Origin of the sequence: Amorphoplanes digitatis (assembly GCF_014205335.1) — a bacterium.
Classification (GTDB): domain Bacteria; phylum Actinomycetota; class Actinomycetes; order Mycobacteriales; family Micromonosporaceae; genus Actinoplanes; species Actinoplanes digitatus.
Map to the genome: position 1 here is coordinate 5,052,594 of NZ_JACHNH010000001.1, position 24,241 is coordinate 5,076,834.

At 72.6% G+C, this 24,241-nt stretch carries 23 protein-coding genes; 13 read left to right on the top strand and 10 right to left on the bottom strand.

Going from position 1 to position 24,241, the window contains the following annotated elements:
• Positions 1 to 507: 507 nt before the first annotated feature.
• On the top strand, positions 508 to 825 hold the full coding sequence (locus BJ971_RS22075; protein ID WP_184995135.1) for a hypothetical protein: 318 nt from the start codon (positions 508 to 510) through the stop codon (positions 823 to 825).
• 420 nt (positions 826 to 1,245) lie between these two features.
• Here BJ971_RS22075 and BJ971_RS22080 read toward each other — a convergent pair whose 3' ends face one another.
• The 7 genes from BJ971_RS22080 to BJ971_RS22110 all read right to left on the bottom strand — a co-directional run bounded on the left by BJ971_RS22080 (position 1,246) and on the right by BJ971_RS22110 (position 9,098).
• Positions 1,246 to 2,421 carry a cytochrome P450 gene (locus BJ971_RS22080; RefSeq protein WP_184995136.1) on the bottom strand — a complete coding sequence of 392 codons (1,176 nt, stop codon included), beginning with the start codon at positions 2,419 to 2,421 and terminating at the stop codon, positions 1,246 to 1,248.
• 205 nt (positions 2,422 to 2,626) lie between these two features.
• Positions 2,627 to 4,177 (bottom strand): tannase/feruloyl esterase family alpha/beta hydrolase, encoded by a 1,551-nt coding sequence (locus tag BJ971_RS22085; protein ID WP_221479539.1) that lies wholly within the window; start codon positions 4,175 to 4,177, stop codon positions 2,627 to 2,629.
• A gap of 359 nt (positions 4,178 to 4,536) precedes the next feature.
• Positions 4,537 to 5,583, bottom strand: a complete 1,047-nt coding sequence (locus BJ971_RS22090; protein ID WP_184995138.1) for an amidohydrolase family protein — start codon at positions 5,581 to 5,583, stop codon at positions 4,537 to 4,539.
• Positions 5,580 to 6,362, bottom strand: a complete 783-nt coding sequence (locus BJ971_RS22095; protein WP_184995139.1) for an NAD(P)-dependent oxidoreductase — start codon at positions 6,360 to 6,362, stop codon at positions 5,580 to 5,582. The genes BJ971_RS22090 and BJ971_RS22095 overlap by 4 nt, the downstream gene beginning before the upstream one ends.
• The gene (locus BJ971_RS22100) at positions 6,359 to 7,333 is read right to left on the bottom strand and encodes a VOC family protein (RefSeq protein WP_184995140.1); all 975 of its coding nucleotides are present in this window, start codon (positions 7,331 to 7,333) and stop codon (positions 6,359 to 6,361) included. The genes BJ971_RS22095 and BJ971_RS22100 overlap by 4 nt, the downstream gene beginning before the upstream one ends.
• Positions 7,330 to 8,403: a PrpF domain-containing protein gene (locus BJ971_RS22105; protein ID WP_184995141.1), complete on the bottom strand. Its 1,074-nt coding sequence runs from the start codon at positions 8,401 to 8,403 to the stop codon at positions 7,330 to 7,332. The genes BJ971_RS22100 and BJ971_RS22105 overlap by 4 nt, the downstream gene beginning before the upstream one ends.
• Entirely contained in the window at positions 8,400 to 9,098 is a 699-nt protein-coding gene (locus BJ971_RS22110) for a 4-carboxy-4-hydroxy-2-oxoadipate aldolase/oxaloacetate decarboxylase (RefSeq protein WP_184995142.1), read from the bottom strand. The genes BJ971_RS22105 and BJ971_RS22110 overlap by 4 nt, the downstream gene beginning before the upstream one ends.
• Before the next feature lie 105 nt (positions 9,099 to 9,203).
• On the opposite strand from BJ971_RS22110, the gene BJ971_RS22115 reads away from it, so the two are divergent.
• Genes BJ971_RS22115 through BJ971_RS22135 form a run of 5 tightly spaced genes read left to right on the top strand, consistent with a single transcriptional unit; the run spans position 9,204 to position 13,276 of the window.
• Entirely contained in the window at positions 9,204 to 10,175 is a 972-nt protein-coding gene (locus BJ971_RS22115) for an ABC transporter substrate-binding protein (protein ID WP_184995143.1), read from the top strand.
• The gene (locus BJ971_RS22120) at positions 10,175 to 10,981 is read left to right on the top strand and encodes an ABC transporter permease (protein ID WP_184995144.1); all 807 of its coding nucleotides are present in this window, start codon (positions 10,175 to 10,177) and stop codon (positions 10,979 to 10,981) included. The genes BJ971_RS22115 and BJ971_RS22120 overlap by 1 nt, the downstream gene beginning before the upstream one ends.
• On the top strand, positions 10,978 to 11,763 hold the full coding sequence (locus tag BJ971_RS22125) for an ABC transporter permease (protein WP_184995145.1): 786 nt from the start codon (positions 10,978 to 10,980) through the stop codon (positions 11,761 to 11,763). Before BJ971_RS22120 ends, BJ971_RS22125 begins: the two co-directional genes overlap by 4 nt.
• A 4-nt stretch (positions 11,764 to 11,767) precedes the next feature.
• Positions 11,768 to 12,568: an ABC transporter ATP-binding protein gene (locus BJ971_RS22130; RefSeq protein ID WP_184995146.1), complete on the top strand. Its 801-nt coding sequence runs from the start codon at positions 11,768 to 11,770 to the stop codon at positions 12,566 to 12,568.
• Between the two features lie 6 nt (positions 12,569 to 12,574).
• On the top strand, positions 12,575 to 13,276 hold the full coding sequence (locus tag BJ971_RS22135; RefSeq protein WP_239087411.1) for a GntR family transcriptional regulator: 702 nt from the start codon (positions 12,575 to 12,577) through the stop codon (positions 13,274 to 13,276).
• A 10-nt stretch (positions 13,277 to 13,286) separates the two neighbouring features.
• Here the strand turns inward: BJ971_RS22135 and BJ971_RS22140 are convergent, their stop codons facing one another.
• On the bottom strand, positions 13,287 to 13,940 hold the full coding sequence (locus BJ971_RS22140) for an adenylate kinase (protein ID WP_184995147.1): 654 nt from the start codon (positions 13,938 to 13,940) through the stop codon (positions 13,287 to 13,289).
• Positions 13,941 to 14,052: 112 nt separating this feature from the next.
• Between BJ971_RS22140 and BJ971_RS22145 the strand changes: the two genes are divergently transcribed.
• The 3 genes from BJ971_RS22145 to BJ971_RS22155 are packed head-to-tail and all read left to right on the top strand — an operon-like array spanning position 14,053 to position 17,131.
• Positions 14,053 to 14,847 carry a metallophosphoesterase family protein gene (locus tag BJ971_RS22145; protein WP_184995148.1) on the top strand — a complete coding sequence of 265 codons (795 nt, stop codon included), beginning with the start codon at positions 14,053 to 14,055 and terminating at the stop codon, positions 14,845 to 14,847.
• Between the two features lie 56 nt (positions 14,848 to 14,903).
• A complete protein-coding gene (locus BJ971_RS22150) occupies positions 14,904 to 15,872 on the top strand; it encodes an NAD(P)/FAD-dependent oxidoreductase (protein WP_184995149.1) in 969 nt (322 codons plus the stop codon).
• 41 nt (positions 15,873 to 15,913) lie between these two features.
• Positions 15,914 to 17,131 carry a PP2C family protein-serine/threonine phosphatase gene (locus BJ971_RS22155; RefSeq protein ID WP_239087412.1) on the top strand — a complete coding sequence of 406 codons (1,218 nt, stop codon included), beginning with the start codon at positions 15,914 to 15,916 and terminating at the stop codon, positions 17,129 to 17,131.
• A gap of 13 nt (positions 17,132 to 17,144) precedes the next feature.
• On the opposite strand, the gene BJ971_RS22160 is transcribed toward BJ971_RS22155, so the two are convergent.
• The gene (locus BJ971_RS22160; protein WP_239087413.1) at positions 17,145 to 18,098 is read right to left on the bottom strand and encodes a sensor histidine kinase; all 954 of its coding nucleotides are present in this window, start codon (positions 18,096 to 18,098) and stop codon (positions 17,145 to 17,147) included.
• A 146-nt stretch (positions 18,099 to 18,244) separates the two neighbouring features.
• Positions 18,245 to 18,802, bottom strand: coding sequence for a TetR/AcrR family transcriptional regulator (locus BJ971_RS22165; protein ID WP_239087426.1), 558 nt, complete (start codon positions 18,800 to 18,802; stop codon positions 18,245 to 18,247).
• Between the two features lie 162 nt (positions 18,803 to 18,964).
• Between BJ971_RS22165 and BJ971_RS22170 the strand changes: the two genes are divergently transcribed.
• From BJ971_RS22170 to BJ971_RS22185, 4 genes are all read left to right on the top strand, one after another.
• On the top strand, positions 18,965 to 20,578 hold the full coding sequence (locus BJ971_RS22170; protein ID WP_184995151.1) for a CocE/NonD family hydrolase: 1,614 nt from the start codon (positions 18,965 to 18,967) through the stop codon (positions 20,576 to 20,578).
• Positions 20,579 to 20,737: 159 nt separating this feature from the next.
• Positions 20,738 to 21,973 carry a cellulose-binding domain-containing protein gene (locus BJ971_RS22175; RefSeq protein WP_184995152.1) on the top strand — a complete coding sequence of 412 codons (1,236 nt, stop codon included), beginning with the start codon at positions 20,738 to 20,740 and terminating at the stop codon, positions 21,971 to 21,973.
• A 40-nt stretch (positions 21,974 to 22,013) separates the two neighbouring features.
• Positions 22,014 to 22,976 carry a cellulose-binding domain-containing protein gene (locus tag BJ971_RS22180; protein ID WP_184995153.1) on the top strand — a complete coding sequence of 321 codons (963 nt, stop codon included), beginning with the start codon at positions 22,014 to 22,016 and terminating at the stop codon, positions 22,974 to 22,976.
• Positions 22,977 to 22,988: 12 nt separating this feature from the next.
• Positions 22,989 to 24,200, top strand: a complete 1,212-nt coding sequence (locus BJ971_RS22185) for an NAD(P)/FAD-dependent oxidoreductase (RefSeq protein ID WP_184995154.1) — start codon at positions 22,989 to 22,991, stop codon at positions 24,198 to 24,200.
• Positions 24,201 to 24,241 lie beyond the last annotated feature (41 nt).

Consider the following 24,241-nt stretch of genomic DNA (forward strand, 5'->3'; position numbering starts at 1 on the left):
CGCACCACCGAAGGGGCTTGTCGGAACCGCACCAGCAGCCGGATGCGGCCGCACCGACCGGGTCCGCATCGTGATCATTTCCGGCAGGCCGGACGCCTGTTCGAGATCAGGAGACCGACAACCAACAGGTGCCGCCCGCCAACGAACACAAACACCCAGCTCATCACCACAAGTCGAACTCCGCGACGCGGGCGAAGGTGGGGGGTGAGAGCGACGCGCTCGCCCCCAAGTCATCAACCCAGGTGAAGGCTGGAGATGAGAGCAACGCACTCGCCCAAATTATCGACGCGCTGGAGTTGGGAACTACGTGCTACGCGGCCTTGGACATCGCCCACACTCAAGGATCGTCCCGCTGAGCGATTCCAGCCGGCCTCGGCCGGTGGCATCCGAGCCGGCGACCGCCTGCGGGAGGCGCGGGCCGGGTCACGTTGGAAGGGCTTACTGAGCAATGAACGCGCCGCCGCGCGCAGGCCGAAAGCCGATTGACGGCCGTTACAGGCTCGCCGCATGTCGATCATGATTAGGGCGCTGGTCGGCGCGGATGTCGGGAAGGTCGCCGAATTCTCCCTGCGGGCTTGGGCTCTCGTATTCGAATCTTTCGAGAAGGTGCTTGGCGAGGATATCTACAAACGCGTCTATCCTGACTGGCTTTCTTCTCAGGCTAGCGATGTCGCTCAAACCTGCCAAAATCATGAAAGCACAACCTGGATTGCGGATGATAATGGTGAACCCATCGGTTTCGTCACTGTCGTATTCACCGCACACAGCAGGGACCACCGACAAGAGAGTCCGAAGACAGCAGAGGTCGATGCGGCAGCCGAGTGATGACCTCTGAGGTCTCCGTGCCCGGGCCGGCGGCGCGAGTCGGGCATCACATCCCGGACTTGCGGCGCGGCGCTGGTCGGAGTTCAGGCGCCTCGGATGAGTCGGAAGGACCGGTGCAGATGCACAGCCCAGACCATGACCAGTTCCAGGACCACGTGTAGCCGGCTTTGAGGCCGGTCATCGACGCTCCAACTGCTGATCACCAACACAAGCCGAATTCTGTGCGGTCCGTGGGGCGCGGACGGTAGCGGTTACGCAGCAGCCCGGGTGCAGTGCCGCCAGCGCAACCAGCCAACAGGCAGGAACCGGCCGAGGCAGGAGGGCGGGGCAGGAGGGCGGGGCAGGAGGGCGGGGCAGGAGGGCGGGGCAGGAGGGCGGGGCAGGAGGGCGGGGCAGGAGGGCGGGGCAGGGGCGGTGAGGTCAGGATGAGCGGGTTGTCAGTGGGACGGTGTTGTAGGCGCGTAGGACGAAGGTTGGGCGGCGGACCGGGTCGGCGGTCAAGGCCAGGGTGGGTGTGTGGTTCAGGAGGGCGGTGACGGCGGCCTGTAGTTCGATGCGGGCAAGGGGGGCGCCGAGGCAGAAGTGGAGGCCGGCGCCGAAGCCCAGGTGGGGGTTGGGGTCGCGGGCGATGTCGAAGGTGTCCGGGTTGGGGAAGGTGGCTGGGTCGCGGTTGGCCGCGCCGATCAGGGCTGCCACCTCCGCGCCGGCCGGGATGGTGGCGCCGGGGAGGGGTACGTCGGCGGCTGCGGTGCGGGTGAAGAGGTGTAGGGGTGCGTCGTAGCGGATCATCTCCTCGGTCGCGGTGGGTAGCAGGGTGCGGTCGGCGCGGAGGCGGGCCAGTTGGGCGGGGTGGCGGAGTAGGGCGACCATGCCGCCGCCGAGGGTGTTGACCGAGGCCTCGTGGCCGGCGTTGAGGAGCAGGATCGCGGAGGCTACCAGCTCCTCGGCGGAGAGGCGGTCGGTGCCGTCTCGGACGGCGACCAGGTGGGAGACGAGGTCGTCTCGGGGGTCGGCGCGGCGGCGGGCGGCCAGGTCGGACATGTAGGCGGCGAATTCGCGGCAGGCGGTCAGGGCGGCGACCTCGGCCTCCTGCGGTGGTGACACCTCGTACATTCGCACCAGCGCGGCCGACCAGGGGCGCAGTCGGTGGCGGTCGGGGGCGGGGACGCCGAGCAGTTCCGCGATGACCGTGACCGCCAGCGGCTCGGCGAAGTCGGCTAGGAGGTCGAACTCCGGGGCGGCGGCTTTCAGCAACGCGGCGGCCTCGGCGGCTACGGCCGGGCGCAGGCGTTCGACGTGGCCGCGGGCGAAGGCCTTGGCGACCAGGGAGCGTAGCCGGGTGTGGTCGGGTGGCTCGTTCTCCATCATCTGGTGGCGGTGCAGCAGGTTGAACGGCTCGTAGATCTCGGCCGGTTCCCGGTCGTGCCAGAAGCGTCCCAGCCGGCGGTCGCGGAGCACGGCGTTCGCCGCGGCATAGCCTGCCGCCAGCCACATGCCCGTCGGGGCGTGCCGGCTCACCGGGGACCGCTCCCGTAGCCGGGCCAGCGCGGGGTACGGGTCCCGCAGGAAGTCGGGGTCGGAGAAGTCGAGCTCCACCCGTCGCACGTTAGCGCCCGGACGCCGTAGTGCGGCGCGGTGTCGAAGTAGCGGACGCCGGCGCGCCACGAGGAGTCGGCCGCGGCCGACTCCTCGTCGGTGGTCTCGCGGTGGAGGTTGCCGAGCTGGGCGGCGCGCCCATGCCCCGCTCGGTGAGCGCCGGTCCGCGGTGCAGCGATTCCTCTTCACCGACGCCGGACTATATCTACCTGAGGACGAGCCGGCCGTCCACGACCCGGGGCCAGGTCTGGTATCCGTGCGAGTACAGCGGCCTGCCGACCCAGTCGAGGTCGTTGCGGACCGGCACGCGCGGCGTGTGGGCGACGAAGTTCGCCGCGTCGTCCGTGCTGCCGGTGCCGTCGTACCGGGCGACCGTCGGGTAGGGGTACACCGGCCGGGTGCGGCCGGTGGTCTTCGCGGCGACGATCCGGGCGGGCGGGCGGCCGCTCTCCACCCAGGCCATCACCGGGGTGAGGATGTCGAAGGTGTTCGGGCCCTCGCCGCCGCCGCAGTGCGCCATACCCGGGAGCAGGTAGAGCTTGGCGAAGCGGTCGACCGTCGACGCGCCCATCGTGGCGCGCAGGGCGTCGTAGTAGGCCAGCGTCGACCGGGGCGAGATGTGCTGGTCGTTCCAGCCGTGCCAGAGCAGCAGCTTGCCGCCGCCGCGCCGGAAGGCGCTCAGGTCGGGGTCCATGGCGGCCAGGTAGGTCGAGGAGGGCAGCACCGTCCGCCAGAACGACTCCACGGTGAACGACAGGTCCGACAGCTGGTAGCCGGGTCGCGCCTCGTTCGGGTCGGCCAGGTAGCGCAGGTAGGAGAGCGCGAAGTTCTCGCTGGCGACCGTCTGGCCCTGTGCCGCCGGCACGAACAGGGTCCACTCGAGCTCGGATCCCCACTCGTGGGACACGGCCGGCTCCAGCCGGCGGCCCCGCGCGTCGACGGCGCCGTCGTGCAGCCGACGGACGACCGCGGCCTCGGCCGCCGACAGGCAGGTCGCCGGGTCCTGGCCGGCGTGGCAGCGCAGGCGGGCCGGGTCGAAGCGGCAGAGCCGCGGGTCGTCGATCTGGCCGTCGCGGAGGCCGTCCAGTTTGTCGCATGCGGCGAGCACCGCCGCGTGGATCAGCGGGAGCTTGCCGGCCAGCAGGATGTATTCGCCGTCGGCGTCGCGGTTGGCCAGCACGTTCCACGCGTGGTGGAAGGTGTTCTGCACGGCCATGTTGTTCGCGGGCGCGCCGGCGGCGATGCCGTCGAAGTCGCCGGGGAAGCGCTGCGCCGCCATGAGGCCCTCGCGGCCGCCGTCGGAGCATCCGGTGAAGTAGGAGTAGGCCGGCGACCGGCCGTAGAACGCCGTGATGATCGCCTTGGCGGTCTCGGCCGTCACGTGCACGCCCCGGTAGGCGAAGTCGAGCTGCGCCTGCGGGTCGCCGGCGGCCCACGAGCCGTCGGGCCGGCCCTGGTGGCCCATGTCGGTGGTGGCGCTCGCGACGGTGCCGTCCGCGATCGGCGGGCAGGTCGCCGCCTGCCCGTAGTTGATGTTCGCGTTGCCGCAGAGGCCGCCGCAGCCGGTCTGCACGTAGCGCTGGGTCCAGCCGTCGACGGGCAGCCGCACGACGATCGTGTTCGCGGGCGCGACGGTGCCCCGGACCTCGCAGTAGGGCGCCGGCGCGCCCGCGGTCACGACGGTGGCCGAGCGCAGGGTGACCGGCGCGTCGGTGACGCCGCCGAGGTCGAGCCCGAGCACGTCGGCGCAGCCCATCACGGGCGCGACGGCGGGCAGATCGGCGAGGCCGTCTTTAGCGACGGCCGCAGCGGGAAGCGCGCCGGCCGCGGGAAGAGCGCCAGCCGCGGGAAGAGCGCCAGCCGCGGGAAGAGCGCCAGCCGCGGGAAGAGCGCCAGCCGCGGGAAGAGCGCCAGCCGCGGGAAGAGCGCCAGCCGCGGGAAGAGCGCCAGCCGCGGGAAGAGCGCCAGCCGCGGGAAGAGCGCCAGCCGCGGGAAGAGCGCCAGCCGCGGGAAGAGCGCCAGCCGCGGGAAGAGCGGCGGCCGCGGGAAGGGCGGCGGCGGCCGCCGTGGGCGGGGCGGCGGCGAGTGTCAGTGCCAGAACGGCGCCGATCGCGGTCAGGGCCGGGAAGTGTCGCATGTGTCCACCTCGTCAATCGATCGCAGCGCGGCGTCCAGCCGCGGATAGACCCGCCGGGCGTTGCGTTCGTAGACCTTCTCGCGCTCGGCGGCGGGGAGCCCCAGCGCGTCGATGTAGCGACGGGTGTCGTCGTAGTGGTGGCCGGTGCGCGGATCGATCCCGCGTACGGCGCCGACCATCTCGGAGCCGAAGAGCAGGTTGCCGGCCTCGATGACGTCGAAGAGCAGGTCGATGCCGGGCTGGTGGTAGACGCAGGTGTCGAAGAGGACGTTGCCCATCACCGACTCGGCGGGCGGCCGCCGGCCGAGCATGTCGGCGAGTCCGCGGAAGCGTCCCCAGTGGTACGGCACCGCTCCCCCGCCGTGCGGGATGATCAGCCGCAGGCCGGGGAAGGTCTCGAAGAGGTCGGACTCGAGCAGCTGCATGAACGCCGTGGTGTCGGCGTTGAGGTAGTGCGAACCGGTGGCGTGGAAATTGGGGTTGGTCACGGCGGACACGTGCACCATGGCGGGCACGTCCAGCTCCACCATCGCCTCGTACAGCGGGTACCAGGCGGGGTCGGTCAGCGGCGGCGACGTCCAGTGGCCGCCGCTGGGATCGGGGTTGAGGTTGCAGCCGACGAAGCCCAGCTCCTGTACGCAGCGGCGCAGCTCGGCCACCGAGCGGGAGACGGGCACGCCGGGCGACTGCGGCAGCTGGCAGACGCCGACGAACCGGCCCGGGTAGAGCCCCGCCACCCGGGCGACGAGGTCGTTGCAGGCCCGCGCCCAGGCGCCGCTGACCGCCTCGTCGCCGAAGTGGTGACCCATCGCGGAGGCGCGCGGCGAGAAGAGGGTGAGGTCGATGCCGCGTTCGTTCATGAGCCGCAGCTGGCTGTCCTCGACCGAGGCGCGGAGCTCGTCGTCGGAGATCCTCGGGTACGGCGGCGGCCGCTCACCCGCCAGGAACGCCGCCTGCTGCGCCTCCCGCCAGGACGCGTGCGCGGCCGGCGCGGTCGTGTAGTGACCGTGGCAGTCGATGATCATGGCTGTGGGTTCTCCCGGTCTCGCAGCTCGATGAGCAGGTCACGGGCGGCGGAGGCGATCCGCGGCGGCACGCCGAGCGCGACAAGCTGCTCGCTCGCCGCGGTCATCTCGTCGGCGCGGCGCCGGGCGTGCCGGCGGGTGCCGTCGACGAGCCGGTCGATGGTGTGCTCGTCGAAGCCGGCCAGCTCGGCGCCGATGTCGTCGCGCAGCCACTGCGCGCATCCGGCCGCCTCGGCCGCGGCGAGTGCCTCGACCACCGCGGCGGCGACGCCCTTGTAGAACACGCTGCGCAGCAGCTTCCGGGAGATCGCCGCGCCGGCCGGGCCCGGCTGGACGGTCACGTCGGCGCCGTAGCCGGCGAGGATCCCGGCGTACCGGACGGCGGCGTCGCCGGAGACGAGCATGGGCGTGCGCAGGCCCCGGCCGGGCACCGGCGCCATGAGCGCGACGTCCGCGACCGCGACGTCGCGGCCGGCGAGCCGCCGCGCCAGCTCGGCCTTCAGCGCCGGCGCCGCGGTGTTGAGGTCGGCCCAGATCGCGCCGCGGGCGAGCGCGGGCAGCGAGCTCTCCAGCGCGGGCAGGGCGTCGTGCGAGCTGTTGACGCTCAGCACCAGGTCCGCGTCGCGGACCGCGTCGGCGTCGTCCGACCGGCGCTCCACCCCGGCCGGCGGGTCGGCCCGGGGGTCGAAGCCGCGCACGTCCGCGCCGGCGGCGGCGAGGTCCCGGCCGATCTCCCGGCCGGCCTCACCGAGCCCCAGCAGGGCGATGCGCACCGTCATGGCGCCGGCGGCACGACGGGGGTGCCGTGCGTGTGGAACGTGTCGATGGTCTTCAGGCCCCACGCCTGGCCCTTCGCCCGCTCCTCGCGGGTCCAGCTGATCGTCTTCCAGTCGGGCGCCAGGATCAGCCGGGCACCGGCGTTGCAGATCTCGATGCGGTTGCCGCCGGGCTCCCACACGTACAGGAAGAAGGTCTGTTGAATGGCGTGTTTGTGCGGGCCGGTCTCGATGTGGACGCCGGCGTCCAGGCAGACGTCCGCGGTGCGGAGGATCTCCTCGCGGGTGTCGGTGGCGAAGGCGATGTGGTGCAGGCGCCCGCGGGTGCCGGTCCAGTCCTCGGTGTAGACCAGGTCGTAGGTCTTGTTGCCGAGCGAGTACCAGACGGCCTGCGGGCCGCCGTCGTCCTTGACGATCTGCTCGGTGCACCGCGCGCCCAGCACGTCGCGCAGGAACGCCGAGGTGGCCGGGACGTCGGCGGTCAGGTAGTTGACGTGGTCGAGCCGCCGCAGATTCGCGCCCCGGCCGGGATAGGCCGCCGCCTGGTTCTTCAGCGCCGGCGTGTCGGTGGCGTCCGGCCGGTACCACTCGACGTCCCAGTAGAGGCCGAACTCGTGGCCGTCGGGATCGGCGAAGAGGTAGACCTCGCCGAGGTGGTGCACGTCGGTGGCGACGCCGCGGCCGAGACCGGTCGCCTCGATCTGCGCGGCGAGCCGGTCGCGGGCCTCCGGGCCCGCGGCCCGCAGGTAGGTGCGCCCGATGCCGGCGGCGCCGCGCCGCACCAGGCGGATCGTCCAGGACTGGTAGTCGTCCCAGGTGTGCAGGTAGACCGAGTCGTCGTCGCGGTGCACCTCGCGCAGCGCCATCACCTCGACGAAGAAGTCCCGGGACTCCTCCAGCACGGGTGTGTACAGCTCGATCGGCCCGACGTGTGCGATGTCCCGGCGCCGGTCCGGATCATGCGTGAGGCTCATCCGATTGCCTTTCCACTGCGCGGCCAGACGAGGCCGTCGGACAACTTGCGGGCTGTGCGCACGACGGTGCTGCGGCGGAGCCGGGTCTCGGCGCCGCCGCCGTCCAGGTCCAGGTGCACGTCGAAGACGCCGGTCGGGTGCTCGATGCGGACCAGGCCGCCCTCCGCCGGCGACCCGCCGGCGACGGTGCCGGGCGCGAGCACCCCGGCCGCGACGGAGACGCCGCCGAGCACGCCGATCGCGGCGTGCACCCGGTGCGGGATGAAGGTCCGGGTGGTCACCGTGCCGCCCCGCCGCGGCGGGGACACGATGGTGATCTTCGGAACGGTGGTGTCCCGGACATCGCCGTGGCCCATCGCGGGGCCCGCGGCGAGCCGGATGGCCTCGATCGTGGACCGCAGGCCGCTGTCGCCCTCGAGCGCGTCCGGCGATTCGTCGCCCTCGACACCCAGGTCGGCGGCGCGCACCAGCACCACCGGCATGCCGGCGTTCACGCAGGTTACCTCGACGCCGGCGAACTGATCGACGAGCCGCCCGGTGGGAAAGAGCGGCGCGTCGCCGCCGGGGAACTCCAGGCGGATGCCCGCGGCGGGGAACGGGGTGCCGGCCATGAGGGTGTCGCCGTCGTACCGCACGCGGCCGCCGGGCGTCCGCACGCGCGCATCGGCGAAGCCGACCGTTGGATTCATGATCCGGATGCGGACGCCGGTGGTCTCGCCGCTTGCCGCGACCAGCCCCCGCTCGATCGCGAAAGGCCCGACCCCGGCGAGCAGGTTCCCGCAGGTCTGCGCGTCGGTGACGATCGGCCGGCCGGGCACCACCTGGAGGAAGAGGTAGTCGACGTCGGCGCCGGCGTCGCGCGACGGCCGGACCACCGCCACCTTGCTGGTCAGCGGGTGCCCGCCGCCGATGCCGTCGACCTGCCGCTCGTCCGGTGAGCCCATGATGCGCAGCAGCAGGTCGTCGCGCTCGCCCGGATCGGCGGGCAGGTCGTCGGCGAGGAAGTAGGCGCCCTTGGAGCTGCCGCCGCGCATCTGCATGCAGCGGACCCCGTCGACGTCGTGGCTCATGCCATCGCCTCCGGCAGGCGGTCCACGTACTCCACGCCGAGCGCGGCGAGCAGGGGGCGCAGGTCGTACATGTCGAGGCCGAGGGTGCCGGCGGCCAGCCGCTCGCGCTTGGCGTCCTCGCTCGCCAGGCGCCGCGCCGCGGCGGCGGCGACCTCCGGGCCCCGGGCCGCCGGCAGGGCGAGGACCCCGTCGTCGTCGCCGACGACGATGTCGCCGGGCCGGACGATCTGCCCGGCCGCGACCACGGGGATGTTCACCGAGCCGGGACCGGCCTTCATCGTGCCCTGGGCGTGCACGGCCCGTGACCAGACCGGGAATCCCATCTCGCGCAGGGCGGCGAGGTCACGCACCCCGGCGTCGATCACGAGACCGACGACGCCGTGCGCCATGAGCGAGGTCGCGAGCAGGTCGCCGAACATCCCGTCGGTCGACGGCGAGGTCGTGGTCACGACCAGGACGTCGCCCGGGCGGCACACCTCGACGGCCGCGTGGATCATGAGGTTGTCCCCCGGCGGGCAGGAGACGGTGATCGCCGGGCCGGCGATCACCACACCGGACTGGCGCGCCCGGATCGCGGGACCCAGCAGGCCGATCCGGCCCGCCGCCTCGTGGCCGGTGGCGACCCCCGCGCCGCGCAGGGCGGCGATGGTCTCCGGGTCGGCCCGGTCCACGGCCCGTACGACGTAGTGAGTCATCGATCCTCCTCAGCGGCGCGCCGAACGTTACCATGATTGCCTTCACAATTGTTGACAATATCTGTAACGTTCGCGGCCTCGCCCTCTCGAGCACTGGAGGACCGCGTGTCACGAACCCAATCCCGCCGCATACAAGCCCTCGCCCTAGCCGTCACCGCGGTCCTGCTCGCCGGCGCCTGCGGCACGGACGACAACGGATCGACATCGGCGTCGGGCAACACCAAGGTGAAGATCGGTGTCATCCCGATCGTCGACGTCGCACCCATCTACCTCGGCCTCAAGCAGGGCTTCTTCACCGCGGAGGGCCTGGACGTCACCCTCGAGACGGCGCAGGGCGGCGCGGCCATCGTGCCCGGCGTCGTCAGCGGCCAGTACCAGTTCGGCTTCAGCAACACCACGTCGCTGCTGCTGGCCGAGTCCAAGGGCCTGCCGCTGAAGGTGGTCTCCTCCGGCGTCGCCTCCACCGGCGCGCCGGGCAAGGACTTCGGCGCGGTCGTCGTCAAGGACGGCAGCCCGATCAAGACCGCGGCGGACCTCGCCGGCAAGCGGGTGGCCGTCAACACCCTCAAGAACATCAACACCACGACGATCAACAAGGTCGTCCGGGACGCCGGCGCCGACCCGTCCACCATCAAGTACGTCGAGCTGGCGTTCCCCGACATCGTCCCGGCCATCGCCAAGGGCGACGTGGACGCCGGCCAGCTGGTCGAGCCCTTCCTGACCATCGCGACCGGACAGGGCGACCGCCAGGTGGTCTCCAACTACGCGGGCACCGACCCCGACCTCACCGTGGCGATGTACTTCACCTCGCAGGACTACGCCAAGAAGGACCCCGAGGCGGTCGCCGGCTTCACCGCGGCGATGGCCAGGTCGATGGAGTACGCGACATCCCACCCCGACGAGGCGCGTGCCGCGCTGAACACGTACACGAAGATCGATCGGAAGGTGCAGCAGGAGCTGATCCTGCCGAGGTGGCCGGCCGCCATCGACCGGGACTCGGTGCAGCTGCTGGCCGACCTGGCCAAGCAGGACGGTTTGATCACCGAGCAGCCGGACCTCGAAACCCTGCTGCCCTGATGACCACGGCCACGGCAACGGCACTCACCGGTCCGGCGCCGCGGTGGCGGCAGCCGGCGCTCGGGGTGCTCGGCCTCGCGCTGGTCGTCGCCGTCGTGGAGGCCCTGCCGCGGCTGGGCATCGTGGACGACCGGTTCCTGCCGCCGTTCAGCACGATGGCCCGGGCGCTGGCCGAGCAGCTCACCGTCGCGGAGTTCTGGACCGCGCTCGGACAGACGCTGCGCGGATGGGCGCTCGGGCTGGCGGTCGCCATGATCGCCGGAATCGCGGCGGGCGTGGTGATCGGCAGCGTGCCGGCGCTGCGCGCCGTCACCGCCTCCACCATCGAGTTCCTGCGCCCCATACCGTCGGTCGCCCTCATCCCGCTGGTGGTCCTGATCTACGGCAGCAGGCCGCAGTCGGCGCTGGTCCTGGTCGTCTACGCGGCGTTCTGGCAGGTGCTGGTCCAGGTCCTCTACGGCGTCGCGGACGTCGACCCGGTCATCCGCGACACCGCCCGGTCGTACCGCTTCTCCCGCTGGGCGGTGGTGCGCACGGTCGTATGGCCCACCGCGATGCCGTACGTCGTGACGGGCTTCCGGCTGGCCGCCGCCGTGGCCCTGATCCTGGAGATCACCGCCGAGCTGATCATCGGAGTCCCGGGGCTCGGCCGGGCGATCGGCGTCGCGCAGAGCTCGGGCGCCGTGGCGCAGACCTACGCGCTGGTGATCGTCGTCGGGCTCGTCGGCGTCGCCGTCAACGCGTCCGCCCGGGCCGTCGAGCGGCGCGCCCTGCGCTGGCACACCTCGGTACGGAGGGACCTGTGAACATCTCCGAGCTGCCGCGCCGGGCGCTCGTCGCCCTCGGCCTGCCGGCCGTGCTGATCGTGCTGTGGTGGTTCCTGTCGGCGAACAGCACAAGCTTCTTCTGGCCGCCGCTGTCGTCCATCGTGGAGGCGTTCCCTCGGACCTGGACCGCCGATCCGATCCTGCACGACGTGCTGCCCAGCCTCGCCCGGCTCGCCGCCGGCTACCTGACGGCCCTGGTCGCCGGGGTCGCCGCGGGAACGGCGATCGGCTCGTCCCGCACGCTGCGTGCCCTGACCGAGCCGGCGCTGGAGTTCCTGCGTGCCGTTCCCCCGCCGGTCCTCATCCCGGTCATCGCCCTGTTCGCCGGCTACACCGGCTGGACCGCCAAGGTGATCGCGATCGCACTCGGCTGCGTGTGGCCGATCCTGCTCAACACCGTCGAGGGGGTGCGCTCCCTCGACGAGGTGCTGCGCGACACGGCCCGTTCCTACCGGTTCGGCCGCGCGGCGACCCTGTGGCACGTGGTGCTGCGCGGATCCAGCCCGCTGATCGCCACCGGCGCCCGCCAGGCGCTGTCCATCGGCGTGATCCTCATGGTCATCAGCGAGCTCTTCGGGGCGAACCGCGGTCTCGGCGCGGCGATCGTGCAGTTCCAGCGCGGCTTCGCCATCCCGCAGATGTGGACCGGCATCGTCCTGCTCGGACTGCTGGGCGTGACCCTGTCCGGGCTGTTCCGCCTGGTCGAACACCGACACCTGGCCTGGTACCGCGGGCTGCGCCAGGCAGAACGAGGAGTGTGACAACGTGACCGCAACCGCCGCGCTTGAGGTGGCCGGGCTCGCCAAGACCTACACGGGCCACGGCGCCGAGGTCGAAGCCGTGCGCGACCTGACGTTCCGGCTCGACAAGGGCGAGCTGGTCTGCATCGTCGGCCCGTCGGGCGCCGGCAAGACCACCCTGCTGCGCTGCGTGGCGGGGCTGCTCGAGACCACCGGCGGCCGGATCCACCTCGACGGCACCCCGGTGACCGGCCCGCCGGCCGGCATGGCGGTGGTCTTCCAGGAGTACGGGCGCAGCCTGTTCCCCTGGCTCACCGTCCGCCGCAACGTCGAGCTGCCCCTGAAGCAGAAGGGGCTGTCCCGCGCTGACCGCGCCGCCAAGGTCGACGCCGCGCTGGAGTCGGTCGGCCTGCGCGACAGCGCCGACGCCCATCCCTGGCAGCTCTCCGGCGGGATGCAGCAGCGGGTCGCCATCGCCCGCGCGGTGGCCTACGAGCCGAGCGTCCTGCTGATGGACGAGCCGTTCGCCGCCGTCGATGCGCAGACCCGGGCCGACCTCGAGGACCTGGTGCGCCGGCTCTGGCGCCGGCTCGGCGTCACCGTCCTGTTCGTCACCCACGACATCGACGAGGCGGTCTACCTCGGCGAGCGGGTCCTGGTCCTGTCCAACCGGCCGACGGTGGTCCTGGAGGACGTCCGCATCGACCTGCCCGACGACCGCGATCAGCTCGCGACCCGCTCAGCGCCGCGGTTCGCCGAACTGCGCAGCCACGTGTACGGGCTGATACAACTGGCGAAGCAGGGTCACCGGCCGGACGCCGCGTAACCTGCGATGACCGACCGAACCACGGCGACACCGAGGAGTACCGACGCGATGGACGTGCTGAACGAGCTCCGGGCGGCCATCCTGCGCGGCGAGTACGCGCCGCGCCAGCGGCTCATCGAGACCGAGCTGGTCGAGCGGTACGCCACCAGCAGGTTCGTGCTGCGCAACGCCCTCACCCGGTTGGCGAACGAGGGCCTGGTCGAGCTCCAGCCCAACCGCGGCGCCCGGGTACGCGAGATCACCCTCGACGAGGCGATCGAGATCACCGAGATCCGGCGGGCCGTCGAGGGGCTGGTGGCGGCCCGCGCGGCGGAGCGGGTCACCGACGACGAGATCGCCGAGCTGCGGGCGCTGGGCGATCAGATGACCGCGGCGGTGGAGGGCGCGGACATGCTGCGCTACTCCGAGCTCAACGGCCAGCTGCACGCCCGGGTCCGCGCCATCGCGCGGCACGCCTCCGCCACGAAGATCATCGACCAGCTCAACGGGCAGATGGTGCGCCACCAGTTCCGGCTCTCGCTGGTGCCCGGGCGCCCGGGTGTGTCGCTTCCGGAGCACCTCGCCATCGTCGAGGCGGTCTGCGCGCGGGACCCCGAGGCGGCCGAGCGGGTCATGCGCGCGCACCTGACGAGCGTGATCGACGCGCTCACCACGTTCGCGGCGGCACCGACGGCGGCGCGCTTCCACGCGTCGCTGGGCGCCGACTGACGCGGACGGATCAGGCGTCCACGCCGAACGCGGCGCCGAGGCCGGTGAGGTCGATCGGGCGGCGGGCGTGCTCCGGCACGTGCTCGATCAGCGGGCGCATCGCCTCCAGCGCGGTGAGGATCTGCCGGGCGACGAGCTCGACGGGCTGCATGGCGTCGACGGAGACCAGGATGCCGCGTTCGGCGTACCAGGCGACGATCGGATGGGTCGCCTCCTTGTACAGCGCGAGCCGCCGGCGGATCACCGGCTCGGTGTCGTCGGTGCGGTGCTCCAGGGCGGCGCGGGCGAGCAGCCGGCGCATGAGCTCGTCGTCGTCGGCCTTGAGGTGCAGCGCGACGCTCGCCGTCATGCCGAGGGTCTGCGCCGTCCGGTACAGCGAACGGGCCTGCGCGAGGTTGCGGGGCATGCCGTCCAGGACGTACCCGCCGCCGCTCTGCTTGGCGGTGACCATCGCGTCGCGGACCATGTCCAGGACGATCTCGTCGGGCACCAGGTCGCCCTTGTCGAGGTGCTGCCGCACCGCGAGGCCGAGCTCGGTGCGCCGGGCCACGTGGTCGCGGAGCAGGTCGCCGGTGGCGATGTGCGCGACATCGAAGTGCGCGGCGATCACCGCGCCCTGAGTACCCTTGCCCGCGCCCGGCGGCGCGACCATCAATACCCGCATCACGCCGTCCCTCCGGGTCGCCGCCCCCTGCGACAGAGGACAGGCTACGGCATCGGCGGCACCCGGCCGGAAAGATCGGATAGCCAGTACCGGATGGTATTAGGCTCGATCCATGCGGCTGGTCCATGTCACCGATCTGCACTTCGGCGCCGAGGACCCCGACGTCGTGGCCGGCCTGCGCGCGGACCTGGCCGGGCAGGACATCGACCGGGTGCTGGTGAGCGGCGACCTGACCATGCGGGCGCGCACGGGGCAGTTCCGCGCGGCGCGGACGCTGCTGGAGTCGATCGGCCGGCCGTGGACCAGCGTGCCGGGAAACCACGACCTGCCGCTGGACCGGGTGCTGACCCGGGCGCTGCGCCCGCTCGACGGGTACCGGCGGTTCGTCGACGCGCAGCCGCAGCCGATGCTGCACGCCGACGGCCTCCAGGTGCTCGGGCTGAGCACCGCGCGGCCGTACCTGTGGAAGAACGGCCGGGTCGACGCCGGGCAGGTGGCCCGGATCGGGAGCGTGTTCACCGCGGCGGCCCGGCTGCGGGTGCTGATGGTGCACCATCCGGTGTTCCGGTCGGCGCAGCGCCCGGGCCTGACGCTGCTGCACGGCGCGGGCCGGGCACTGCGGGCGGCGGCCCGGGCCGGGGTCGACGTCGTGATCTGCGGACACGACCACGTGGCGGCGCAGGCCGACCTGTCCCTGACCCGGCCGGGCCTCGGGCGGCACATGATCGGCGTGATGAGCGGAACGGCCTGCTCCCGGCGGGTCCGTGCCGGCGAGAGCCAGTCGTACACGGTTCTCGAACTGTCCGGCGAGCGGCTGCGGCTGCGGGTGCGGCACTGGCGCGGCGGCCGCTTCGAGACCCGGTCGGAGACCGAATGGCGGCGGACCGCGGACGGCTGGCACGCCTGACGCCGCCGCCCGGCGGCGGTAACATCTGCCTACCGACGGAAGGCGGCGATGGCGGCATGGTCGAGGTGGACGTCGCCATCATCGGTGCCGGGCCGTCCGGGCTGTTCGCCGCCTATTACGCCGGCTTCCGGGGCCTGAGCGTCGCCGTCATCGACACGCTTCCCGAGCCGGGCGGGCAGATCAGCGCGCTGTACCCGGAGAAGGAGATCCTCGACGTCGGTGGCTTCCCGACGATCAGGGGACGCGACCTGGTCGCCAACCTCGTCGCACAGGCCGCGCCGTTCGCGCCGCGTTACCTGCTCGGCGTACGCGCGGAGACGCTGTCCCATCGCGACGGCGCGCCGATGCTGGGGCTGGCGGACGGCACCGAGGTCGCCGCCGGCGCCGTCATCATCACCGGCGGGCTGGGCGGATTCACCCCGAGGCCGCTGCCGGCCGCGGACGGCTTCACGGGCGCCGGCGTCGTCTACTTCGTGCCGCGGCTCGCCGAGCTCGCCGGCCACCACGTGATCATCGTCGGCGGCGGCGACTCGGCCTTCGACTGGGCGCTCGCCCTGCACCCAGTGGCCAGGACGGTCACCCTCGTCCACCGCCGCGACCGGTTCCGGGCGCACGAGGCGACCATCGACCGGGTCCGGGCGCTGCCCGTGCGCATCCTGGTCAACGCCCAGGTCACCGCCCTGCACGGCGACGGCCGGGTGACCGCCGCCGACATCGCCGACAACCAGGGGTCGACGCATCGGGCCCCGGCGGACACCGTGGTCGCCGCGCTCGGCTTCACCGCCGACCTCGGCCCGCTCGCCGGCTGGGGCCTGCGGCTCGACCGGCGCCACATCGTGGTGGACAGCACGATGGCCACCGGTCTCCCCCGGGTGTTCGCCGCCGGCGACATCGTCGACTACCCCGGCAAGGTGCGGCTGATCGCGACCGGCTTCGGCGAGGCGGCCACCGCGGTCAACAACGCCGCGGTCGCCATCGACCCGGCGGCGCACCTCTTCCCCGGGCACTCCTCGGAGGGTTCCTGACCTCTCCCGCCGGCCGACGGGGCAGGTACTAGGCTGCTGGCGTGCCGGAGCCGGAGGGGATCAAGGCCGACGAGCGGCTGCGCCAGCTCGAGGCCATCACGGACATGGCCCTGTCCCGGCTCGCCGTCGCCGACCTGCTGGACGAGCTCCTCGACCGCGTACGGGAGCTGCTCGACGTCGATACCGCGGCGATCCTGCTGATGGACGTGCACGCCCGTCAGCTCGTCGCGACCGCGGCCAAGGGCCTCGAGGAGGAGGTCCGGCAGGGCTTCCGGGTCTCGGTCGGCCGCGGCTTCGCCGGCCGGATCGCACAGACCCGGCGCCCGCTGGCCATCGACGACGTCACCCCGGACGACGTCGTCAACCCGGTGCTGCTGGACAAGGGCATCCGGTCGCTGCTGGGCGTGCCCATGTTCGCCGGCGACGAGGTGGTCGGCGTCCTGCACATCGGCAGCCTCACGCACCGGGTGTTCACCGCCGACGACATCCATCTGCTGCGGCTGGTCGCCGACCGCGCCGGCATCGCCGGGCAGATGCGCTCGACCAAGCTCGACCAGGCGGCCGCGCTGGCCCTCCAGCGCAGCCTGCTGCCGGCGCAGCTGCCGGGCGTGCCGGGCGTCGACATGGCGGCCCGCTACGTGCCCGGGCACGACTTCGGCATCGGCGGCGACTGGTACGACGTCTTCACCCTGCCGTCGGGCTGGCTGGGCGTGGTCATCGGCGACGTGTCCGGCCACGGCCTCGGCTCCGCCGTCGTGATGGGCCGCGTCCGCAGCGCGCTGCGCGCATACGCCCTGGTCTGCGACGACCCGGCCTCCGCGCTGACGCTGCTGGACCGCAAGGTCCATCACTTCGAGACCGGAAACCTCACCACGGCGCTCTACGGCATGATCTCCCCGGACCGCTCCACCATCCACCTGTCGCTGGCCGGGCACCTGCCGCCGGTGCTCGCCGCGCCCGGCCGCCCGGCGTTCGTGCCGAAGATAGCCGTCGGTCCCCCGCTGGGCATCGGCCGGCCGTCGGCGAGCCGTTCCACCACGGTCATCGACTTTCCGCCCGGCGCCGTCCTGGTCTGCTACACCGACGGGCTGGTCGAGCACCGCGGAGAGGTCATCGACACGGGCATCGAGCGCCTGACCGCCGCGGTCCGGGCGGACGACGCCGAGACGGTCTGCACCACCATCATGGCGAGCGTCGGCATGGAACAGCCCACCGACGACGTCGCCGTGCTGGCGGTACGCCGGCTTCCGGCGGACTGACCGGCAGGCGCGCTCAGCGCGCCATGTGCAGGCGGATGCTGGTACCCGCCTCAGTCGTGTGCACCCGCACCAGGTCGCAGAGCTGGTTGGCCAGGATGAGGCCCCGGCCGCCCTCCGTGCGCGGTGGCGGCACGACGCGTCCGGCGAGCGGATCGAGCAGGTGTCCGTCGTCGTCGATCTGGCAGACGAGCCGGCCCGGCTCGGTCCACACGGTGATCCGGCCGCCGCCGGCGGCGTGCTCGACCGTGTTGGCCGCCAGCTCGTTGGCGGCCAGCACCAGGTCGTCCGCGCGGTCGGCGGCGAGCACGCCGGTGGCGTGCCCGAGCACGAACCGGCGCACCGCCGCGAGTTGCAGCTCGCCGTCGTACGCCATGGACGCGGCGCCGGGCGGCACCGGCGGCAGCGGCAGGTTGAAGCCGGCGGCGGTCACGAGCGGATCGGCGTACGCCCCGCTCGGGCGGCGGGCGCCGCCGTCGACGATGACCGGGTGGGTGCGCCAGGCGTCGCGCACGGCCGTCGCGGGAAGCCCGGCGACGTCGTACGGGCAGAGGATGGCGACGTCCCGGCCGGCGAACACGGCGTTGAGCAGCGCCTCGTGCGCGGCGCAGGCCGGGTACTCGAGCTCGGTACGGCCGGGCCAGATCGGTTCGCCCACGATCCAGGCCCGGCGTCCGGGATGGGCGCCCGCGAACGCGGTCAGGACGCCGGGGATGATCCGGCCGGGGTTGCGGCCGACCACCGCCATGTCGGCGAAGGTCACCCGGACGGCAGCCTCGGCGAGCGCGCCGCGCAGCAGGTCCAGGTTCGGCCCGGGCACGGCGACCAGCACGGGGTCGCCGGCGTCGAGGGCCGAGCGGACGAACCCGGTCGTGCCGGACAGGTACTCGCCGGGGTCGCGATAGAGCAGGCCGCGATGGTCGAAGGGCCCATGGCGGATCGCGGGCGAGGTGGTGCCGGACGCGGTCACGCCCCGGTCACCGGCGACGGCTCGACCACTGTCGCCTCCTCGAGCCCCGCGCCCGCCGGGTTGTGCGCGGGCGTCGTGCCAACGGTACTCGCCGCACGCCCGGGGCGCGCGACGCGACGACCGCGGCGGCCCGGAGCACCGGCTGGTCAGAGGAAGACGCCGTCCAGCACCAGGTCGATCGACCGCTCGCCCGCGACCAGGCCGCTCACCACGTCGCCGGTGGATTCGGCCGCGCCCCGCACCATGGTGACCAGCAGGATCAGGTCGTCGGGCACCAGGTCGTGGCGGACGTACCCGCTCTCCTGCGCGCTGCGCAGCGGCGGCGAGAGGGCCGCGATGGCCCGCCGGACGTACCGGTTGCGGGCACCGGGTTCGAGGCGCTGCGCCAGCAGCACCAGCGGGCGCATCGTGATCAGTGAGCGCAGCAGCTCGCGCAGCAGCGGCCGGAACAGCGCCGGCCGCTCGACGCTCGCCGCGGCGGCCACCTCCAGTCCCTGCAGGTGATGGCCGATGACGGCGACCGTCAGCGCGTGCCGGTCCGGGAAGTGCCGGTACAGGGTCGCCTGGCCGACGCCGGCCCGCCGGGCGACCTCGGGCATGAGCGCGGGGGGCTCGGGACCACTGAGCACCTCGCTCGCCGCCGTGATGATGGCGGCCCGGTTGCGCTGCGCGTCCCGGCGACGCGACGTCTGGACTCCGTACATCAAGGCCACGCTCCCTCCGGGCGGACCCCATACGTTACCGGCCGGTAACGAGAATGTCACCGTCTTCAATTTCTCGGTACCGGTTCCTACGCTGCCGCCACCAAAGGCGCTGCGAAACCGTAACCCGGCCGAAACAGCGCACCGTCACCCCGAGGAGTGCGCATGGTGTCACGCCGCCCGACTCCGCTCGCCGCCCTGCTGGCGGCGTTCACCGCCGTCGCCCTGTCCGGCCTCGCGATGCCCGGGGCCGCGATCGCCGCCCCGCGCCCGGTGGCACGGGCCGCGGCGGCAGCCGTCGCGACGACCCCCGTCCGGTTCGTCGACATACCCGGCGCCGGGGTGACCCTCAAGGCCAACTACGTCGCCCCGTCCGCCGCCGGGCGGTACCCGGCCATCGTCTTCCCGGCCAGCTGGGGCCTCAACGACCTCGAGTACCTCGCCCAGGCGAAGATCCTCGCCGGCCGGGGATACGTCGTCGTCTCGTACACGCCGCGGGGCTGGTGGAGCTCCGGCGGGGAGATCGACACGGCCGGGCCGAAGGACATGAGCGACCTGTCCAAGGTGCTCGACTGGGCGATCGCCAACACGGCGACGGACCCGGCACGCATCGGCACGGCGGGCATCTCGTACGGCGGCGGGCTCAGCCTGCTCGGCGCGGCGTTCGACCCGCGGATCCGCACGGTCGCGGTGCTGAGCGGCTGGACCGACCTGCCCTACTCGCTGTACGCGGACTCGACCCGGCACCGGCAGTCGGCCGCACTGCTCAAGATCGCCGCCGACCTGCTCGGCAACCCGGGCCCGGAGCTGAGCGGCAAGCTCAACGACTTCGCCGCCAACCGCAACGCCGACCAGATCCTCGCCTGGTCGCAGGTCCGCTCCGCGGAGACCTACCTCGACGCCCTCAACGCCAACCGGCCCGCGGTGATGATCGCGAACGGCTGGGGCGACTCCATCTTCCCGCCGAACCAACTGGTGGACTTCTATGAGCGTTACACCGGACCGAAGCGCCTCGAACTGCGCCCGGGCGACCACGCGATCGCCGAGCTCACCGGCATCCTCGGCCTCGACAACGACGTGTGGAACAGCGTCTACCGCTGGTTCGACCAGCACCTGGCCGGTATCGACAACGGCGTCGCCACGGAGCCGGCGGTCATGGTGAAGCCCTACAACGCCGGCGCCGAGCGGTACGCGGACTGGCCGGACCTCGCCTCGACGAACACCCGGTACGAGCTCGGCCACATCCGCGACTGGGACGACACCGGCCTGCTCGGCGGCGCGCGGGAGGCGGGCTGGAGCAAGACCATCCCGACGGACCTCAACACCAACGCCGACGGCGGCATCGTCCTGCTCACCAACGGCATCGCCGCCCTGACCGGTGAGCAGCCGTCCATCTGGCTGCCCACCGTGAACCGGTCCCGCGCCGGGGTGTGGGCGTCGGAGCGGCCCTCCTCGGCGCAGCGGATCCGGGGCATGCCGAAGCTGCACCTGGAGCTGACCGGCACGGCGGCCAAGGGCACCGTCGTCGCGTACCTCTACGACCTCAACCTGATCGGCACCGCCAAGCTGATCACCCACGCGCCCGCCACCTGGCTCGGCACGAGCACCGGGAACCGCACCATCGACCTCGACCTGTCGGCGACCGCGTACGACGTGCCGGCCGGGCACTCACTCACGCTGGTCGTCGACACCGTCGACCCGCTCTACTACGACGAGAACGCCTCCGGCGGCTCCGTCACCATCGCGGCCGGGTCCTACCTCGACGTGCCGCTCAGGTAGCCCGTTCCGCCCCTCCGGCGCCGGTCCCCTCGTGGGGCCGGCGCCGGCTTTTATCTATACCCATCTATCCATGCCTATAATGACGCCAATTCAAACTAAGTCTGCGCACCGTGTGGCGTTGTGAACGTTCACTAGTGTGCATGATGGAGGGAGCCTTCGATGAGGCGGAGTGCGGGCGGGCGCCTGCTGGCGGTCCTGCTGACGACCGGCACGGCGGTCGGCGCGACGGTCGCGGTGGCGGACGCCGCGGCGGCCGGGTGCCGGGTCGACTACACCGTCGCCAGCCAGTGGGGCGGCGGCTTCACCACGAACGTCGCGGTCACCAACCTCGGCGACCCGATCACGGCGTGGCGGCTCACCTTCGCGTTCGGCCGCGACGAACGGGTCGCACAGGGCTGGAACGCGACGGTCACCCAGTCGGGCACCCAGGTCACCGCCGTCAACGCGGCGTACAACGGGTCGCTGGGGACCGGGGCGGCGACGAGCTTCGGCTTCCAGGCGAGCGTCACCGGCACGCACACCCCGCCGGCGTCCTTCGCCCTCAACGGCACCACGTGCACGGGCGCGCCCGCACCGACGACCGCGCCCACCACCGCGCCCACCACCGCGCCGCCGACGACGCCGCCGACCACCGCGCCCACCACCGCGCCGCCCACCAGCGGCTGGAACCCGCCGGCCAACCTCGTCACCGGCCTCAACCAGGTGTGGCAGCACCAGGAGAGCACCTACACCAACCTGTACGGCTTCCGGAACTACGGCTGGGACCAGATCATGGCCAACCGCGGTTACCTGAACTACTGCGTACGGTGGGACTCGTCGGCGCGGGTGACCACCGCGCAGCGCGACGCGATCCACGCGGCCCTCAAAAGCCAGGTGAAGAAGTGGATGGACGTGATGGCCGGGCACAACGGCTGGCCTTACCAGGACGTGCCGGTCAACATCGTCGGCTGGGCGGTCCGTGACCGCGCCCAGCTCGAGTGGACGGACAACTCGGTCGACATCTACGTCAACAACATCAACGAGAACGCGCCGCAGTGCGCCGCGCCGTGCGGCCGCTTCTTCAACCAGTCCGGCACCTACCCGAACTGCCCGGGCGGCGCGGCACGCCACTACGACCAGTCACTGTGGCTGACCGCGGGCTTCGGCGGCGGCGCGGGCGGCGACTGGGGACAGCGGGTCGGCAGCGAGTACTTCCTCGGCGCGGTGGGCCAGGACAACATACACATCTTCCTGCACGAGGTCGGCCACACGTTCGGCCTGGACGACTTCTACGACTGGAGCCCGGACGTCGGCGGCTTCCTGATGAAGGCGGGCAGCGCCACGCAGATCACGGAGTTCGACAAGTGGATGCTGCGCGACTGGTGGCGCCACCTGAAGAACCGCTGGGGCTACTAGGGGCACCGGGCGCCCGGCGTTTCGATATACGGTTGTCGATATGATGTCCTCGGCCCGAATCGCCGTGGCGCTCGCCCTCGGCGCCGCCGTCCTCGTACCCGCGGCCCCGGCCGCCGCCGCGACCGCGCCGGTCGCCGTCTTCACCCGCGTCTCGCAGTGGCCCTCCGGCTACGTCGGCAACATCACGGTCCGCAACGACACCGCGGCCACGCTCGACGGCTGGCGGGTCGAGTTCGACCTCGCCGCCGGCACCCGCGTGACCAGTTCCTACAGCGGCGTGTTCACCCGCGCCGGCGATCACTACACGGTCCGCAACGAGAGCTGGAACGGCACGATCGCGCCGGGATCCTCGGCGACGTTCGGCTGGGTCGCGGAGGGGCAGGGCACGCCGACCGGCTGCACGCTCAACGGCCTCGACTGCGCCGGCGCGCCGCCGGTGCCCGCGGACCACACCCCGCCGACCCGCACCGGGCCGCTCGGCTTCGACCTCAGCGCCGGCCTCACGCTCACCTGGGCGCCGTCGACCGACGACAGCGGCGCGGTCGCCTACGAGGTGCACGAGAGCGGCCGGCTGCTCGCCACGGTCGCCGGCACCCGGTACGTCTACTCGACCGGCCCGGCCCTGCCGCCCCGGATCTACGTCTTCTCCGTCCGCGCGGTCGACGCGGCGGGCAACCACTCGCCGTACTCGTACCGCTCGCTCGGGCAGATCTGGCGTGGCGACGAGATCCCCGCCGCGCCGAGCGGGCTGCGGGCGGACACGCCGGCCGCCGGCCTGCTGCGGCTCTCGTGGACCGCACCGCCCCCGTCGTCGCAGATCTCCATACCCCCGGTCGCCGGCTACGAGGTCTCGCTGGACGGTTCGCCGGTCGGCCAGGCCGGCGACACCTGGATCATCGTGCCGGCTCCCCCGGCCGGCCCGCACCGGTTCGGGGTACGGACCATCAACGCCGTCGACCGGTACTCGACAGTTGCGGAGCTGAGCTACGTCGCACAGTCGTGATAGGACGTACGGATGGGTATCGCTTACGACGTCATCGTGGTCGGTGCGCGCTGTGCCGGGTCGCCGCTGGCGATGCTGCTGGCGCGCCGGGGGCACCGGGTGCTGCTGCTGGACCGGGCGACGTTCCCCAGCGACACGGTGTCGACCCACCTGATCCACCCGCCGGGCGCCGCCGCGCTGCACCGGTGGGGCCTGCTCGACCGGGTCACTGCGACGGGCTGCCCGCCGATCGGGCGCTACACCTTCGACTTCGGGCCGCTCACCCTCGGCGGTGCGCCCGGCACCCCGGACTCCCCTTTCGCGTACGCGCCCAGGCGCACGGTGCTCGACAAGATCCTGGTCGACGCGGCCGCCGAGGCCGGCGCGGAGGTCCGCGAGGCGTTCACCGTCGACGAGGTCCGGGCCGGCGGTGAGATGGGCGAGGTGCACGGCCGGGACCCTGGCGGGTCGCCGGTGGTGGAGCGGGCGCGGGTCGTCGTCGGCGCCGACGGGCGCAACTCGGTGGTCGCCAAGGCCGTCCGGCCGCACCAGTACCACGAGCGGCCGCCGCTGACCTGCGGTTACTACTCGTACTGGAGCGACCTTCCGCTGGACGGCACGTTCGAGATCTACAGCCGGCCGGGGCGCGGCTGGGCGGCCTGCCCGACCAACGACGGCCTCACGATGGTCATCGGCGGCTGGCCCTACGCGGAGCTGGCCGAGCACCGCAACGACATCGAGGGCGCCCTGAACAGGACCTTCGAGCTGGAGCCCGGCTTCGCCGAGCGGCTGCGCGGCGCCACGCGCGAGTCGCGGTTCGCCGGCACGTCGGTGCCGAACTATTTCCGCACCCCGTTCGGCCCCGGCTGGGCGCTGGTCGGCGACGCCGGCTACAACCGTGACTTCATCACCGCGCAGGGCATCACCGACGCCTTCCAGGACGCCGAGCTGTGCGCCGGCGCGCTCGACGAGGCGCTCGGCGGCAAGCGCCCGTACGACGAGGCGATGGAGGCCTACCGGTCGGCCCGCGACGCCCGGGCAATGCCGATGTACGAGATGACCGCGCAGATCGCCGCGCTGGAACCCCCGGACCCCCAGATGATCCAGCTGGTCGCGGCCATGCGAGGCGACCAGGACACGATGGACGCCTTCGCCCGGGTCAACTCCGGCGCCACCTCACCCGCCGAGTTCTTCGCGCCGGAAAACGTTGCACGCATAATCGGCCGGGCGGAGCAGACCCGGTAGCCGCCCGTCGGATCACCCTCACGTGTTCGTCCCATGTCGCC